At 43.7% G+C, this 14696-nt stretch carries 13 protein-coding genes; 5 read left to right on the forward strand and 8 right to left on the reverse strand.

Features of this window, described 5'->3' with window-relative positions:
- Window positions 1-233: 233 nt before the first annotated feature.
- From Q8W40_RS01030 to Q8W40_RS01045, 4 genes are all read right to left on the reverse strand, one after another.
- Window positions 234-1352 carry a lipocalin-like domain-containing protein gene (locus Q8W40_RS01030; RefSeq protein ID WP_305395503.1) on the reverse strand — a complete coding sequence of 373 codons (1119 nt, stop codon included), beginning with the start codon at window positions 1350-1352 and terminating at the stop codon, window positions 234-236.
- Window position 1353: 1 nt separating this feature from the next.
- Complete coding sequence (locus Q8W40_RS01035; protein ID WP_305395504.1) at window positions 1354-3807, reverse strand: ABC transporter permease; 2454 nt, start codon at window positions 3805-3807, stop codon at window positions 1354-1356.
- A complete protein-coding gene (locus Q8W40_RS01040; RefSeq protein ID WP_305395505.1) occupies window positions 3788-4459 on the reverse strand; it encodes an ABC transporter ATP-binding protein in 672 nt (223 codons plus the stop codon). Before Q8W40_RS01040 ends, Q8W40_RS01035 begins: the two co-directional genes overlap by 20 nt.
- A 128-nt stretch (window positions 4460-4587) precedes the next feature.
- Window positions 4588-5967 carry an MATE family efflux transporter gene (locus tag Q8W40_RS01045; protein WP_305395506.1) on the reverse strand — a complete coding sequence of 460 codons (1380 nt, stop codon included), beginning with the start codon at window positions 5965-5967 and terminating at the stop codon, window positions 4588-4590.
- 310 nt (window positions 5968-6277) lie between these two features.
- Between Q8W40_RS01045 and Q8W40_RS01050 the strand changes: the two genes are divergently transcribed.
- Window positions 6278-7729, forward strand: coding sequence for a DUF2867 domain-containing protein (locus tag Q8W40_RS01050; protein WP_305395507.1), 1452 nt, complete (start codon window positions 6278-6280; stop codon window positions 7727-7729).
- Window positions 7730-7781: 52 nt separating this feature from the next.
- On the opposite strand, the gene Q8W40_RS01055 is transcribed toward Q8W40_RS01050, so the two are convergent.
- From Q8W40_RS01055 to rsuA, 3 genes are all read right to left on the reverse strand, one after another.
- Window positions 7782-8441 (reverse strand): DUF2913 family protein, encoded by a 660-nt coding sequence (locus Q8W40_RS01055; protein ID WP_305395508.1) that lies wholly within the window; start codon window positions 8439-8441, stop codon window positions 7782-7784.
- Window positions 8441-9631 carry a Bcr/CflA family multidrug efflux MFS transporter gene (locus Q8W40_RS01060; protein ID WP_305395509.1) on the reverse strand — a complete coding sequence of 397 codons (1191 nt, stop codon included), beginning with the start codon at window positions 9629-9631 and terminating at the stop codon, window positions 8441-8443. Before Q8W40_RS01060 ends, Q8W40_RS01055 begins: the two co-directional genes overlap by 1 nt.
- Window positions 9632-9752: 121 nt before the next feature.
- On the reverse strand, window positions 9753-10448 hold the full coding sequence (gene rsuA, locus Q8W40_RS01065; RefSeq protein WP_305395510.1) for a 16S rRNA pseudouridine(516) synthase RsuA: 696 nt from the start codon (window positions 10446-10448) through the stop codon (window positions 9753-9755).
- Window positions 10449-10519: 71 nt separating this feature from the next.
- Here rsuA and Q8W40_RS01070 point away from each other — a divergent pair, with 71 nt between their 5' ends.
- A complete protein-coding gene (locus Q8W40_RS01070; RefSeq protein ID WP_305395511.1) occupies window positions 10520-12253 on the forward strand; it encodes a DEAD/DEAH box helicase in 1734 nt (577 codons plus the stop codon).
- Window positions 12254-12287: 34 nt separating this feature from the next.
- Here Q8W40_RS01070 and Q8W40_RS01075 read toward each other — a convergent pair whose 3' ends face one another.
- The gene (locus tag Q8W40_RS01075; protein WP_305395512.1) at window positions 12288-12659 is read right to left on the reverse strand and encodes a nuclear transport factor 2 family protein; all 372 of its coding nucleotides are present in this window, start codon (window positions 12657-12659) and stop codon (window positions 12288-12290) included.
- A 107-nt stretch (window positions 12660-12766) separates the two neighbouring features.
- Between Q8W40_RS01075 and Q8W40_RS01080 the strand changes: the two genes are divergently transcribed.
- The 3 genes from Q8W40_RS01080 (at window position 12767) to Q8W40_RS01090 (ending at window position 14695) form a co-directional block, all read left to right on the forward strand.
- Window positions 12767-13651 (forward strand): LysR family transcriptional regulator, encoded by an 885-nt coding sequence (locus Q8W40_RS01080; protein ID WP_305395513.1) that lies wholly within the window; start codon window positions 12767-12769, stop codon window positions 13649-13651.
- 268 nt (window positions 13652-13919) lie between these two features.
- Window positions 13920-14084, forward strand: a complete 165-nt coding sequence (locus Q8W40_RS01085; RefSeq protein WP_305395514.1) for a hypothetical protein — start codon at window positions 13920-13922, stop codon at window positions 14082-14084.
- A gap of 212 nt (window positions 14085-14296) precedes the next feature.
- Entirely contained in the window at window positions 14297-14695 is a 399-nt protein-coding gene (locus tag Q8W40_RS01090; protein ID WP_305395515.1) for a PepSY domain-containing protein, read from the forward strand.
- Window position 14696 lies beyond the last annotated feature (1 nt).

A 14696-nucleotide genomic window follows, 5' to 3' on the forward strand; every position in this document is an offset into this window, starting at 1 on the left:
GAGCTCAAACATCGGTTTTTCCGAAACTTATCAAGTTTTAATCAGAGTATTCCTTACTGTTATTTAGACTAAGTTTATTATTACTTCCCTTATTGTATAGCCGTTCACAGTTTATAACGCTAAACGTTGCAACTAATTTGGTATTTATACCCACAAAAAAACCGCGCTACAAGAACGCGGTTTTTTAAATATCTCATTATGAGAGTGATTGCTAATTTCTAAGATTAAGCCAATCAATACCCTGTCAATTGCATTAAACCCACGGCTTCGTGGCTTCCTGTAGCTACAATAGGCCCTTCCCAATAAGGGATAGCGAATGGCAACCATTGCTCAGCTTTCATCACTCGAGTCGTTAAATTAATGTTGTACTTTGGTACGTTGATAACCCATTGCAAAGGCAATTTACGACCATTTCTTAACTTAGCTGTGCCAATAGGAACGATCTCGACGTCTTCACCTTTTAGAATGACAACGTCTCCCTTTCTATCTGCAATAGTTCCAAAAGTGTAGGATGGTTGCCTTACATGTCTATATTGATTAACCATTAACGTTCGTCCATCAGTCAGACGAAGTGAGAATTGGTCCCAACCTTGTTGCCCTTCCGCAAGTAAACCACTCCCCCACTCTTTATTGAACCACGCTTCCCCTTGTACTCGGTAAGTTTTGCCACCAAGAACAAGTTGGCCTTTGGTACGAATAAACGGTGCAGCCACACTGAATGACGCGACAGGAAGAAGATCGTGCTTAATCTGATAACCGAGATCGCCATTCACCACATAGGGACCAATGGTAGAGCTATGGAGGTTAACCTTAAATTCATCGGTTTCGATATTCAGAGTACTAGGAAAAGGCGCATTGCTGGTTGTGCTCCAACGCCAGTTATCGATCCAAATACCAAATGGGGCATCTTGCACCCCTGCTTGCCCGATCCCGCCACGAGCGACCCTTTGCTCTTTAATACTTGCTTGATTAGATGTGATAACAACATGCGACAAGTAAGTCTGTGGACTTTGCCAGCCGCCTATTTCACGCTCATCGCTAGCAATTCGGAAAAAACTCCATTGAATGCCATAGTGTTCATCATTCTCATCTTGAACATTCGCAAAAAAGTGCCACCACTCATGCTGAAATTCAGGGTGCTCCTTGAAATCTTCAGGTATCGCCACTGGATCATCTGGCAATACGGGTTCGAATACCGCGTCTTTGCTACCAATCAATACCGTATTAACTTCATTTTCATGCTCTCCTGTTACAGAGCCATAAAAAGAGTCATAGAAAATCCACAATATGCCGCTCAGAGCAACAATTGAGAATAGAACTGGAAATATCTTAGATTTGGATGGACGACTCATACTATAACGCGTCCCGCAGTGACTTCATTGGGGTTTTCCGAACCATATTAAAGACGGGCCAAGCGCCGGCAATAATGAGCGCACCAAATGACCAAGCGAACGTTGTTCCATACTCCCAAGGGATCACTTCCAGCTGCATGGTCCATCCAAAAGATTGTTTAAGGACAACATCGATCATGAGATCAGCCAGTACTAACCCTAATGGAATGGCGATCATCGCTGAGAAAATACCTATCACCAGAAGCTGTAAGCCACCCAATAGAACGAGTTCCTTAGCGGATAAGCCAAAACACCTGAGCAATGCAAAGTGCCGCTGACGCGAAGTTTCACCGGCTAGCGTAGAGAAGAACAATCCGAATACAGCGATAACGAGCGTAATATTGCCTAAGGTTCCTGCGATGCCAAAGGTACGGTCAAACACCTTCAACGCTTGATCGTGCACTTTATTGTTATCGTAAATCCGCTCAGGTGAGAGTTTAAATTCTTGATTGAGCTTTCGAAGCAACTGGCTGGAACTAAAACCATCTTTGAGAATAATACCCAATCCGGCTTCACCTTGATTAGCAAAATGTGTCAACCAGTTTCTATGTGACAACATCACTTGATTATAGGGGTTACCATAATCGTAATAGACGCCAACGACCTGCCAATTGCCATCTAAAGGTGCTGGTAACGCAATGTAATCACCCGCTCGGATTCCTGCTTTTATTGCCATAGATTCACTTACCATCACCCCTTGGGAGTGCTGTAAATGGAACCAATAGTTGGGAATGGCAACTTTAAGGGTAAGCGCTTCTTTTTCACCTGCTGTATTACCAGTACTGACTGCTTGCATTGTTCCTGTAATACTGCTTATTTCCTTTTCCCAACGCCACCATACTTCTTTTACTTCATCTTGATCAGATAGCCAGGTACTCATTCTCTTTGAAATGTTATTGGTCGGCATCACGTATACGTCTGCGGCTAAACGCTGAGTTAACCATTTATCCGTTGTTTCGCGGAAGCTTCCCACCATGGTTTCAACACCAATGTTGGTTGCGAGTGCAAGCATAAAGGCCATGGCAGCCACTCCACGATAGCTCATGCTGGCAGCACAGTCGGCGAAAAACCAGCGAGCTTTCACCCATTTAAGCGAAAACGATAATCCATTAAAGATTTTCCAAACAATAAAGGGCATAAAGAGCCCTACGCTGATCAACAATAGCGCGATCAAAGCGAAACCGGACTCTTGAGTTTGATTAGCTTGATGAACCGCAACGGCTGCCACAACGAATACACATGCCAACATAGCTTGAAAGGTAAATTCCTTACCTGCAAAGCGCACAATGGACAGCTTTGCGCTTAATTGGACTGGTTGAGTTCTAAGGAGTCGGAACAACGGGAAGCTACAAGCGAGCAGCGTACCCAAAATAGAAACCAGTAAACTCTTCTTACTCCAGTCCCAGCTCCATTGAATATCCAACCCGACATTGGCTTTATACAAGTCTTCTAAGCTCGCAGATACACTAGGCATCAATTGATTCGCTAGGAACAACCCAAACACGTTGCCGCAAAGCCAAGCAATAACGATCCAAAAAATCAGCTCATAAGCGAGTGCTAAGGTGAGCTGCCACATGGATACACCAGTTTGACGCAACACACCAACCAATGGCTGACGTTGCACAAAAGAGAGCGTCATCGCTTGATAGAAAATAAACAGACCAACAAAGAAAGAAAGCATACCAAGTGCGGTCAAATTGGTATGAAAAGCTAGCGTTAGCGAATCAAGTTCCGCACGGGTATTTTGCGAAAACTTCATACCATTTGGTAAAAGTTCTTTTAGTGTTTCCACTTTTTCTGGCGGCATCTTTCCGCAGGCAATGAGGTCAAAACCAGTTCGCTGGCTTAGCATTCGAATTAGCGCGATATCCGCTATTACCCGTGTACCCGAAAGCAAATTTTGTTCATCCACCAATAGAGGACCAAGCAACGAGCCATCTTCTAGTGTAACGTAATCCCCATCATGCCAATTCAAGTGACCGGCAAGATCTGAGCTCACCATAATCGGGTAAGGTGGTTCTTTTAACTTAAGGGTATTGATGTCTCGAAGCGATGCACCTTGCTGTAATTCAAGCATGGCAACGGGATCAAGCCCCGTAATAGTGAGTTCTAAACCGCTTTGAGTTGAAATTCGGTGCGCATCAAAAGGCATGCATTGATGAAAGCCTTCCCTTCTTAACTGAATATAGAACCCTTGAGGGATTTTATTGGCGCTGTGCACAGGGCGAATACGGTAAGGCAAAGGGTTAGAAAAAAGTTTTTCGCCAGCACTGTAGCTTTGTTTTGCGTGGTGATTGATGGCTAGTACACCAACAAGAAGGGAGACGCCTAAAGTCAATCCAAGCCAGACGAGAACAATCTGTAAGGGGTGGCGCTTATAGTGACCAAGTAGCGCCTTAACTACGGGCCATAACATGCAATTGCCCTCCTTGCAGGCGAATGCAACCTTCCATGTGTTGCGCAACTTTTTCACTGTGTGTGACAAGTAATAACGTACAGTCGAGCTGTTTTGTTAAGCTCGTAAGAAGCCGCATAACAGCTTCTGCATTTCTTTCATCTAGACTGCCTGTCGGCTCATCCGCTAAAAGAAGTTTTGGTTCCATATAGAGAGAACGCGCTATTGCAGCGCGCTGCTGCTGGCCACCAGATACTTCTTCAGGATATCGACCGAGTAAAGGCATGAGATCGAGCGCCGAGAGTATTTGGCGCCATAAACCTCGATCTTCAGGAAGCCCTTTGAGCTGTCTACAAAAACGTATATTGTCTGCGACATTTAGTGTAGGAAGCAAATTGAACTGTTGAAAGATGTGGCCAATGTTATTTCTGCGATACGCTGTGCGCTTATACTCAGGTTGCGCATGCATAGAAAATTTTGAAAACCATATTTCGCCGGAATCGACTTGATCGATGCCTGCAATCAAATTGAGTAAAGTGCTTTTTCCTGATCCGCTTTCCCCCATTAGGGCGAGCTGCTCACCTTGCTTCAATGTCAATTCAGCCCCTTGCAGTACGGGGTGAAACTCTCCACCATCCACGTACCCTTTACATAGGTCTGAAAGATTTAACATTCACTTACTCAACTGGCTTAGTTAGAAATTAGGTATGAGAATCTACACTAAAACAGTAAGCCTAGGAAGTATTTTGACGCAGAGATCACAATATATGCACACCGTTACATGACAAGAGAGACTTGTGTTCAATTTTCAACCAAATTTCTAATCCACTTCTTGCTTTTTATACGGTACGTTGACCCGAACCACTTAATGAGCTCTTCAAGCAAAAATAGTGCATAAATATATTCCGGCTTCCATCCAAGGACGATGGCACAAAACGCAGTAACTGGAATGCCGATTACCCACTGAGCAACCAAGTCTTGATATAAGCAGAAATTAACATCACCTCCCGCTCTAAGCACACCAACAATCGCCATCATAGGTAAGGAGCGAAGAACGATCCCCACACTTAATACCAACATGAATTTCTGGCTGAGTGCACGTGTTTCATCAGACAATGCGGTAAACGCTTCCAAAATATAGATCTGAGATAAATAAAGAAGCGTCGCAGTAACAATCCCCACACCTATGTTCACCACCACTAGTCCGATAGCGCGATAATAAATTGACTCTAAGTCCTTTGCCCCCAACTGATTGCCAATGAGCGCGGCTGAAGCTGTAGAGATGCCAATCATTACGCAAAGAGAAATGGATTCCACTGGGGTCATCACAGAGAGAGCGGCAAGCCCCTGAACACCTGTTTGTCCCATGATTGCATGATATACAAATAAGCCCCCAGCCCAAGCAAGAAAGTTAAATGTCGTTGGCATCGAAAGTTTCAAGAAGCGAATAACAGTTTCTCGCTTCCAAATCGTCGCCATTTCATGGAAACCAAAAGACAATAAATGTTTTTTGGAGTACAGATAACCGTAAAGACAGCACACTTCAATGGCGCTACTTATCAAGGTGGCAATGGCTGCACCTTTTATTCCCATTGCAGGTGCACCTAAATTTCCGAAGATGAAAACCCAGTTCAGAAACACATTTGAAACAATACCAATACCACTAAAAAAAGTACTCAGACCGGGCTTTTGAATTGAACGTAGCCCCACTGCCATACTCGCGACACACGCCACACCAAACATGCTGAAAGCAGTCAGCAAAATATAGTCTGTTCCCAAAGCAATGACTTCGGGCGAATCAGTTGCAAGGCTCATCACTTGTGATGGGAATAGTGAAAAGCCAACAACGGTAACCGCAGCAGTGAGGCTTGCTATCATCCACGTCAGCGCTGTACTTTCCTTCACCCCTTTGTGATTGCCCGCTCCCCAATACTGAGCGATGAGCATAGAACCACCGGTTGTAATTCCCACCAGCATGATAGTGGTGACAAACATAGCGCGTGACGCGATACCCACTGCCGCAATATCTGCTTCACCAAATTGTCCTAACATTAATACATCAACCAACCCACGGCTCGAAAACATCACACTTTGCAACGCAATAGGCAAAGCAATGGCAAACAGTTTCCGAATAAAGTCCCCTCGAGTATGGTGAAATACAAGATGCATTGCTGATGTCATACGTCCCTCTTGCCATCGGTTTATTTTGGAGTAAAGGTATTGAAGTAAAAGTCTTGGGAGAAAAAACCGGGGAGAAAAAGTACAGAAACACGTTTCCCTAGCTCTATACCTGAGCCATCTTTTGTACCTAAGTGACCTAATGATGCTTAGGTATACTAATCTATATGAATAATAAAAATAAATATACTCAATATGTTAGGGTTTCTAAATGATTAGTGTCCGATCACTTTCTCTAACACGTTTGGGCTTCTCCACGTGCTTAAATATATTCAAATAGCGCTGTTTATTAGAGATAGGCAATAGAGGTTTTATGGCTTTAAAACAAGTGTTGGTACTTGGGGCATCCGGCTATGTCGGCTCACAGTTGATTCCACTTTTATTAAAAGAGGGGTACGCCGTAACGGCGGTCGCTCGCCAATTTGAGTTCCTAAAACGCCGTGTTCCTGAGCATCCAAATTTAACAGTACAATATCTTGATTTAGCCGACCGCGAATCTACGTTAAATTTTGTCAATCACTTTCATCTTGCATTCTTTCTCGTACATGGCATGGCACATGGGTATGACTTCATCGATTATGAACTGTCACTGGCAGAGAATTTTCGCCAAGCCTTGGATAAAAGCCAAATCCAACACGTTGTTTACTTGAGCTCACTTCAACCTCAGACTGGCGATTCTAAGCACCTACAAGCAAGACGAGAAACAGGTAACGTGCTAAGACAATCTCATGTCCCCGTTACGGAAGTTCGTGCTGGTGTCATTATTGGTGCAGGCAGCGCTGCGTTCGAGATCATGCGAGACTTCGTCTATAACCTCCCCATCTTGATTACACCGAAGTGGGTGGAATCCAAAGCTAACCCAATTGCACTGGACAATTTAAATCACTACCTGTTAGCACTCGCAAAAGACACACCAAATAAAAGCCAATTATTCGAAGCGGGCGGTCCCGATATTTTAAGCTATCGAGAGCAGTTTCAGGTCCTTTGCAAAGTCACTCGAAGAAAACGCTCAATTTTATCGACACGAATACTCACACCTAAGATGGCGAGCTATTGGTTGGGTATGGTGACTTCCGTTCCTTCTAGTGTTGGGAGAGCACTATTAGCAGGGCTAACACACGATTTCATAGCCGACAGCCAAGCCCTAGAACGTAAATTCCCCCAACCTCTAATACCTTTCGAGCAAGCCGTCGCATCCGCAATTGCAAGTGAAGGTGCTTATTTGAAATCCAACGTTTGGGGGTTTGATCCTTCTGCGCTTAAGAGGTGGCAGCCAGGCTTTGGCTACTACCCTAAAAAGACGGGTGCTAGCATACAAACAGAAATGGATGCGCAAAGTCTCTGGAAAGTGGTTAAAGAAATTGGAAGCCATGAAAAAGAATACTTTTTTGCTACTTGGATGTGGCGACTTAGAGAGTGGATGGATGTGCTAGCTGGCGGATCTTTTCCAGTAAGGCAAAAGCCCAGCGATTCTGCGTTAAAAGAAGGCGACTACATCGATTCTTGGAAAGTCATTAAACACGAAGAAAACACCTTTATTTCGTTGTTGTTTGGAATGAAAGGTCCTGGATTAGGGCGTTTAGAATTCTCGATAAAAGACCACGGTAACTACAGGGAGCTGAACGTCACCGCTTGGTGGCACCCGAAAGGCTTTTTAGGGTTGCTCTATTGGTTTGCCATGATGCCAGCGCACCTATTTGTTTTTCAAGGAATGGTCAAAGCCATTGTTCAACAAGCAAAGCTCGAGAATAAGGCAAAAAAATAGGAAACCGCTTGGCTCCCTACTATACCTATCTGGATCTATTTTCTATCTAGGTCTATTTATCCATACCATAGCCAAGTGGAATTTCGGCTAACTGCGGACCTTGGTTATTTGGGTACACCAAATACTCACCATGGTATTTAACCTTAGATTTATAATCGGTGACTTTGTGGACCAAAAAACCCTGCTCCATTGCCAAACGGATAAATTCCGCGTGGTTACCACGTACATACCAGCTCATTGGCTTGATTAAATCAGCACCTTCAAAACAGTCATCACATTGATGTGAACAGAGCAAAAATGAACTGTCGCCTTCTGTAAAGACTTGAATCTTCTCTCGGGCATCATATTCAGTACACACAGCCCAACCCTTCGCTTCCATGAAATCGATAAAACCTTCAATTTCGCTATCTAAAACAGGGGTCGCGTCTTTATCTGCTGGCGTAAATTTAGCGTATAACTGAGAAATTTGACGGAACAATAACAGTAGATCGAGTTGCGTACCTTTGCTTCGACCTGATTTTTGCCAGCGAATTAAATCCCCACTAACAACACGATGAAAACGCTGACCTTTAATCGCACGTGTGATCCAACGAAGAATAAAGTGCGTGTTGCTCACCGGTGTATCGGCTAAACGCCCTTTATTGTGCTCTTCTGCCATTTCATCTAAAGCAGTATTAACAAGGTTTTGAATCTCAATATGGTATTTAGACATTACGCCTTTCTTCCTAGCGTCCAGTAAAACAGTGCGGATAATACCGCACAGAGCGTCATCATCATAATCATTGGTACTTGTGTATTCGACGGCATAAAGGCAACCAGAGCGCCCATGAGAGACCCCATACCAAACCTCAGCGTGCCCGCCAAAGAAGAGGCAGTACCTGCCATATTAGGATATCCGCTAAGTAGCAACGCCATGCTGTTGCTACCGATCGTCGCAATGGTACCGACAAACAGCACAACAAAGGGAACAATGCCCCATAGCCCTAAATCAAATAGCCAACCGAGAAAAAGCCCAACTCCTGCAATCAATTTAAGCGCTAATCCAAACCTTAGCATCCAATGCGAACCAACTTTCTTTACAATCCGACCGTTGAGAATCGTCATCAGGATCATGCAGATAATATTCAGTCCAAATAGATAACCAAATTGATCGGGAGTGACATGATAAAGATCGATATAAACAAAAGAACCAGCCGTTAAAAAAACAAACATGCCAGAAAATGAAAACGCGCTTGATAGAATGAGCCCTAACGCCACTGGATTGGTACACAATTTAGCGTAGTTTATCAAACTTGTTCTGAAGTTTAATGGCTGCCTATTCTCTGGTGCTAATGTCTCTGGGATTTTCCATAAAACAGCAGCAATCACAACTGCGGAAAATATGGCCAACGTCCAGAAGATGGAACGCCATCCAAACCAAACCGCTAAGTGACCACCTATCATAGGAGCCACTAACGGTGCTAATGTCATCACAAGAGTGATAAAAGACATCGTACGAGAAAAATCTTCTCTATCGAACATATCTCTGACCACAGCCTGTATCACAACTGCTGCCGCAGCTCCGGCAAACCCTTGCGCGACACGCACTGCCATTAATGCATCAATACCCGTTGTGGTCGCAGACACTATTGAAGCAAGCGCGAATAATACGACGCCGATTAACAACACTGGCCTCCGGCCATAACTGTCTGCCAGTGGACCATGCAATAACTGCCCAAATGCGAACCCTAAAGTATATGCGGTTAAGGTGATTTGCACCTCACCCGCAGTGACTCCGAGATCTTTTGCAATCGCAGGCATCGCAGGCAAATACATATCGATCGCTAGCGGAGTAAGAGCCCCGATGGCTCCTAAAATAATGAACAGCAATAAGCTGAGCTGGGGTGTCTTTTGAGAAGACATAACTCTCCTAGAGAAAAGATGAGAAAAGATGAGAAAAAACTGTCAGTAATAGATATATCAATTCCAACCTATAGACACGAAAATGCCTAAAGGTTACTGGCTTTGCGCCCCTTAGGCTTAATCAAGAATAGACAGAATCAATTTCTTCTTGGGTCAGATAACGATATTCACCAGGTTCTAGGTCTTCATCCAAATAGATGTCACCGATGCGTTCTCGGTGGAGCCCTTCTACTTTATTGCCAAGTGCCGCAAACATTCGCTTAACTTGATGGTACTTACCTTCGTGAATCGTCAGCAGTACTTCTTTATCATCAATGATTTCGAGCTGGGCTGGTAAAGTCGGCTCTTTTTCATTTCTGAGCTCAATTCCCTGTGTGAACTGGTCAACATACTCTTGTTGCACAGGATCAGCAAGCCACACGCGATAGGTTTTTTCACACTTATGTTTTGGTGAAGTAATACGATGCGACCATTTACCATCGTCGGTAATGAGAACCAGTCCTGTTGTATCCACATCTAGCCTGCCTGCGAAGTGCAAATTTTCCATTTTCACTTCGTCTAGTAAAACAAATGCGGTGTGGTTGAACCCATCTTCATGGGAACATACAAAGCCATCCGGCTTGAACAGCATAATGTATCGCGGACCTTGCATGGTGATAGTTCGACCTTGCCATTCAACGTCACATGCTTCGGTTACTTTGAAGGCACCACTTTTTTGCATGGTGTCATTGACGGTTACATCGCCACTTTTAATGATTTTGGTGGCTTCTTTACGTGTTGCTCCTAGAGCATCACAGAGAAATTTGTCTAAACGCATGGATACCTCATAACTACTAAGTCGGGTATTATACCCAGCAAATAAAAATAAATGACGATTTTCATTACTGTATGTACACCCTTCGCCCCTACCAAGCCGATTCCGTTAAAGCGGTTGTGCATTATTTTCGTAAAAATAACTCACCTGCGGTAATAGTGCTTCCAACCGGTGCAGGTAAAAGCCTCGTAATTGCTGAATTGGCTCGCCTAGCAAAAGGAAGAGTGTTAGTACTTGCTCACGTAAAAGAACTTGTTGAGCAAAATCATGCCAAGTACGAAGGGTATGATTTGCAAGGCTCCATTTACTCGGCAGGTTTAGGCCGCAAAGAAACAGACCAACAAGTTGTATTTGCATCTGTCCAATCTGTCGTCCGAAACCTTGACGCGTTTGCAAACCAATTTTCGTTGCTGGTTATCGACGAGTGTCATCGCGTCCCCGACAACACCAGCAGCAGCTACCGTAAAGTCATCAGCCATGTCCAATCCATTAACCCTGGCATTAAAGTTCTTGGTTTAACTGCCACCCCGTACCGCTTAGGTATGGGTTGGATATACCAGTACCACACCCGAGGATTAGTTCGCAGCGAAGAACCTCGATTTTTCCGTGATTGTATTTTCGAACTTCCGATTCGCTACCTACTCGATGAAGGATTTCTTACTCCGGCGAAATTGATCGACGCACCGGTATTGAGTTACGACTTTTCTCAGCTCAAGCCCGCATCCACCGGACGATATAAAGAGTCCGAGATGGACATGGTGATAGAACAGTCCAAACGAGCGACACCGCAAATCGTCCAACAAATTATTGCTCAAGCTCTAAACCGACATGGTGTCATGATTTTTGCGGCAACAGTCAGGCATGCTCAGGAAATTCTTTCCCTCTTACCGGAAAATGAGTGCTCACTCGTTATTGGAGATACAGAAACAAAAGAACGTGACCGTATTATCCAGTCTTTTAAAAATCGAGATATCAAATTCTTGGTTAATGTATCAGTTTTGACCACTGGTTTTGATGCACCTCACGTCGATTTAATTGCAATTTTACGCCCTACCGAATCGGTGAGCTTGTACCAGCAAATTGTTGGGCGAGGGCTTCGTCTTTCGGACGGAAAAACCGAATGTTTAGTGCTCGATTACGCAGGAAATAGTTACGACCTTTATCAACCTGAAATAGGTAACCCAAAACCAGACTCTGATAGCGAAATCATCACCATACCTTGCCCTTCTTGTGGCTTTAACAACAGCTTTTGGGGTAAACTCGACGCAGCTGGCTTCTTAATCGAACACTATGGCAGAAAATGCCAAGGCTACTTTGAAGAAGAAGATGGCACGCGAGAGCACTGCGACTACCGCTTTCGCGCGAAATACTGCCCTGAATGCGGTGCCGATAATGACATTGCCGCTCGTATCTGCCATGAGTGCGACGCTACATTAGTAGACCCCGACAAAAAACTCAAAGAAGCGCTGAACCTGAAAGATGCGTTAGTTTTTGAATGCACGGATATGCAGCTCTCTGTTCATAAAAACGAGAAAGGCAAACCGCAGCTTAAAGTCACTTATTACGGTGATAACAATGCTCAGGTCCATCAGTTTTGGTCACTGACGACTAAAAAACAGAAAGAGACATTTCAAAAAATGTTTGTTCGCCCTCATCTGGCGGACCGTCATCGTCCATTTGAAGAGAGCTCACCCACAAAGGTAGTCAACCATCAGCACCGGTTCCGCTTGCCTCAGTTTGTCATTGCAAGAAAATCAGGACGGTTCTGGACAATGCGCGACAAGATTTTTGCAGATGAACTCACGTAGTAAAGCCTACGAATTCTGATCTTACTATTCAGATTTAGCGTTCACCGAGCACTTCAAACTCGTCGTAAACCAGCCTTGCCTTGCTGTCGGCTTGGATCTGCCAATGCTCACGATGAACCACACCATAGGCTTTGTTCATCTGCCATTGAGCCGTCAAAATATAGCCATCCTCTCCTTCTGGTTGCCAATCTACATTGGAATATTCGACCTCGGTAAACCCCTGACCAATGAGATTTGCCCAAAAAGTTTCGACCTCATCTCTTCCTTTAAATGTACCAAATGGCTTAGCCACCATTTCTGTGCTCTCGGTATATTGAGAAGCACAGCCTTCTGCATCTCCTTGATTGAACGCATTTTGCCAAGCCATGCTCCCTGCTTTACAGGCATCTAGAGTTTCTTGGGACATCTTCGTATTTCCTATGTTGTATGGGTGAACAACAAGAAATTTACCGTTATGATTAACAAAGAAAAACAAATCAGTTAGAAATGACTGTTTAATTAAATAGAACAATTATGGATAAATTTCGTCAAATGACGCTGTTTATGAACATCGTCGAGGAAGGATCAATTACCAATGCTGCAAACCGATTGGATTTATCCAAATCGGTGCTAAGTCAACACTTGAAGCAACTTGAATCCGACCTTAAAACAACACTCCTCAAACGCACGACACGAAAACAAGTTCTCACCGTTGCAGGGCAAAAGTTCTATGATCACTGTTGTGAAATGCATTCCATTGCTAACTTGGCGTGGGAAGAGGTACAAGAACAACAAACAGAACCCAGTGGAAAAATCACCGTAACAGCTCCAAACGCACTCATGGACAGTGTTGTCGTACCTGCGTTAGTCGATGCGTTTGCCAGCTGTAAAAATGTCTCGCTAAATTTGATTTGCAGCGACCAACAACTCGACCTAATGGAACATGATATTGATTTGGCAGTTCGAGTCGGTCTTTCTAAAGACAGTAGCTACAAACAAAAAAGAATCGGGGAATTTACTGACGTCTTATGCAGATCTAAGAAAGAGAGTACTCACTCACACCAATCACCTTACGTGGCTAACCATTGGCAGGGGCAAAAGATTGTTCATAAAATGGCTCATAACCAAACTGGTGTATCTCAGGAGTTCGCGTTTACACCGACACATCGCACCAATACCATTTATCAAACAAAATCGCTGATATCGAAAGGAGTAGGCATTGGTTTGATTCCGGACATTCTCATCAATGAGGATGATAAACTCGTTCCTGTGATAGAGAATTATCACTTACCCCCTACTCCTGTTTTCGTACTCCATCCCTTTAAATCCGCCATTCCAATTAGTGTTTCTAGGGCAACACACTCCATAGAAGCATTGTTGCATATTAAAAATAGGTATGATAAAAAAGCATGTCTGTAAGAAAGTGTAAGATTCGTAAACAATTGAGCAAACGAGTAAAGACTCAATAGCATCCTGCACGTAAAATAACCACACACCCATCATCCGAATGGCCAATTTGAATTGATTGCCCTACTTGTTTAATCGGATTGATTGAAAGATAAAAAGAAACTAAGCAATATGCGGTTAGGCACGCTTTTCATAGGCGTCCTGCGATTATGATTGAAGTATCTTTTTTTGCCCGCCATACGCGGGCTTTTTTTGTAATCCGTTTTTATTCGAGGGTACTTTGAGCCAATTTATCAATCTTTTCAGAAAGCTGGCTGCTTTTATTGCAGTCGCGATTGCATTTGCTTTTGTCTATGGAAAAGTACCAGAAGCGCAGGAAATGCTCGCGCTTAATGTTCTTATTATCTTTGCGGTTATCGCTTATAAACGTAAACGCGTTTACTGAGATAAAAAAGCGCGCTAGCGCTATTCTTAAAGGTCATTCGAAACCGGCCTATTAACGCACCCTTTTTTACTCCACATTTTGCTCCACGCTTCTCTTCAAACTCGTCATTTATTCTCAAATTTGGCAGATTCTTGTTGTCATGCCTAAGTTCACTTTCTATTCATTTGTACTTGTTTATACTCCTTTACAGTTATCGCTTTTAAGGTAAGTCTATGTTTCGACATCCTATTGCAGCTATCACTCTGCTTCTGCTCCCACTCGGGGTAAGTCAGGTCTATGCTTTCCAAGATGAATCTCCAAATTCAATCGTGATCGACGTTCCACACGATGGGACTCGAATTGAAATAGATGAAGATCAGGATGACGTCTATGAAGCTGTTCAAGCAGGACGTATTCAACCATTTTCCGCCTTGTATCAGGCGGTTGAAAATCAGCTAAATGGTCGGGTAATTAAAGTCGAGTTAGACGAAGATGATGACCAGTGGATATATGAGCTCCGGCTAGTACACGACAACAATGTCATTAAAGTTGAATACGACGCGAGCACCCTTGAGCTAATGCAAATCAAGGGAAGAAACCTCAATCAAGTCATAAAACAAAATAAGAAGTAAC

The sequence above is a fragment of the Vibrio penaeicida genome, from assembly GCF_030689305.1.
GTDB lineage: Bacteria > Pseudomonadota > Gammaproteobacteria > Enterobacterales > Vibrionaceae > Vibrio > Vibrio penaeicida_B.

What these genes read in the sequence shown, in the direction of transcription:
- Q8W40_RS01030 (WP_305395503.1), bottom strand. Translation starts at nt 1,352, where the DNA reads ATGAGTCGTCCATCCAAATCTAAGATATTTCCAGTTCTATTCTCAATT.
- Q8W40_RS01035 (WP_305395504.1), bottom strand. Translation starts at nt 3,807, where the DNA reads ATGTTATGGCCCGTAGTTAAGGCGCTACTTGGTCACTATAAGCGCCAC.
- Q8W40_RS01040 (WP_305395505.1), bottom strand. Translation starts at nt 4,459, where the DNA reads ATGTTAAATCTTTCAGACCTATGTAAAGGGTACGTGGATGGTGGAGAG.
- Q8W40_RS01045 (WP_305395506.1), bottom strand. Translation starts at nt 5,967, where the DNA reads ATGACATCAGCAATGCATCTTGTATTTCACCATACTCGAGGGGACTTT.
- Q8W40_RS01050 (WP_305395507.1), top strand. Translation starts at nt 6,278, where the DNA reads ATGGCTTTAAAACAAGTGTTGGTACTTGGGGCATCCGGCTATGTCGGC.
- Q8W40_RS01055 (WP_305395508.1), bottom strand. Translation starts at nt 8,441, where the DNA reads ATGTCTAAATACCATATTGAGATTCAAAACCTTGTTAATACTGCTTTA.
- Q8W40_RS01060 (WP_305395509.1), bottom strand. Translation starts at nt 9,631, where the DNA reads ATGTCTTCTCAAAAGACACCCCAGCTCAGCTTATTGCTGTTCATTATT.
- rsuA (WP_305395510.1), bottom strand. Translation starts at nt 10,448, where the DNA reads ATGCGTTTAGACAAATTTCTCTGTGATGCTCTAGGAGCAACACGTAAA.
- Q8W40_RS01070 (WP_305395511.1), top strand. Translation starts at nt 10,520, where the DNA reads ATGTACACCCTTCGCCCCTACCAAGCCGATTCCGTTAAAGCGGTTGTG.
- Q8W40_RS01075 (WP_305395512.1), bottom strand. Translation starts at nt 12,659, where the DNA reads ATGTCCCAAGAAACTCTAGATGCCTGTAAAGCAGGGAGCATGGCTTGG.
- Q8W40_RS01080 (WP_305395513.1), top strand. Translation starts at nt 12,767, where the DNA reads ATGGATAAATTTCGTCAAATGACGCTGTTTATGAACATCGTCGAGGAA.
- Q8W40_RS01090 (WP_305395515.1), top strand. Translation starts at nt 14,297, where the DNA reads ATGTTTCGACATCCTATTGCAGCTATCACTCTGCTTCTGCTCCCACTC.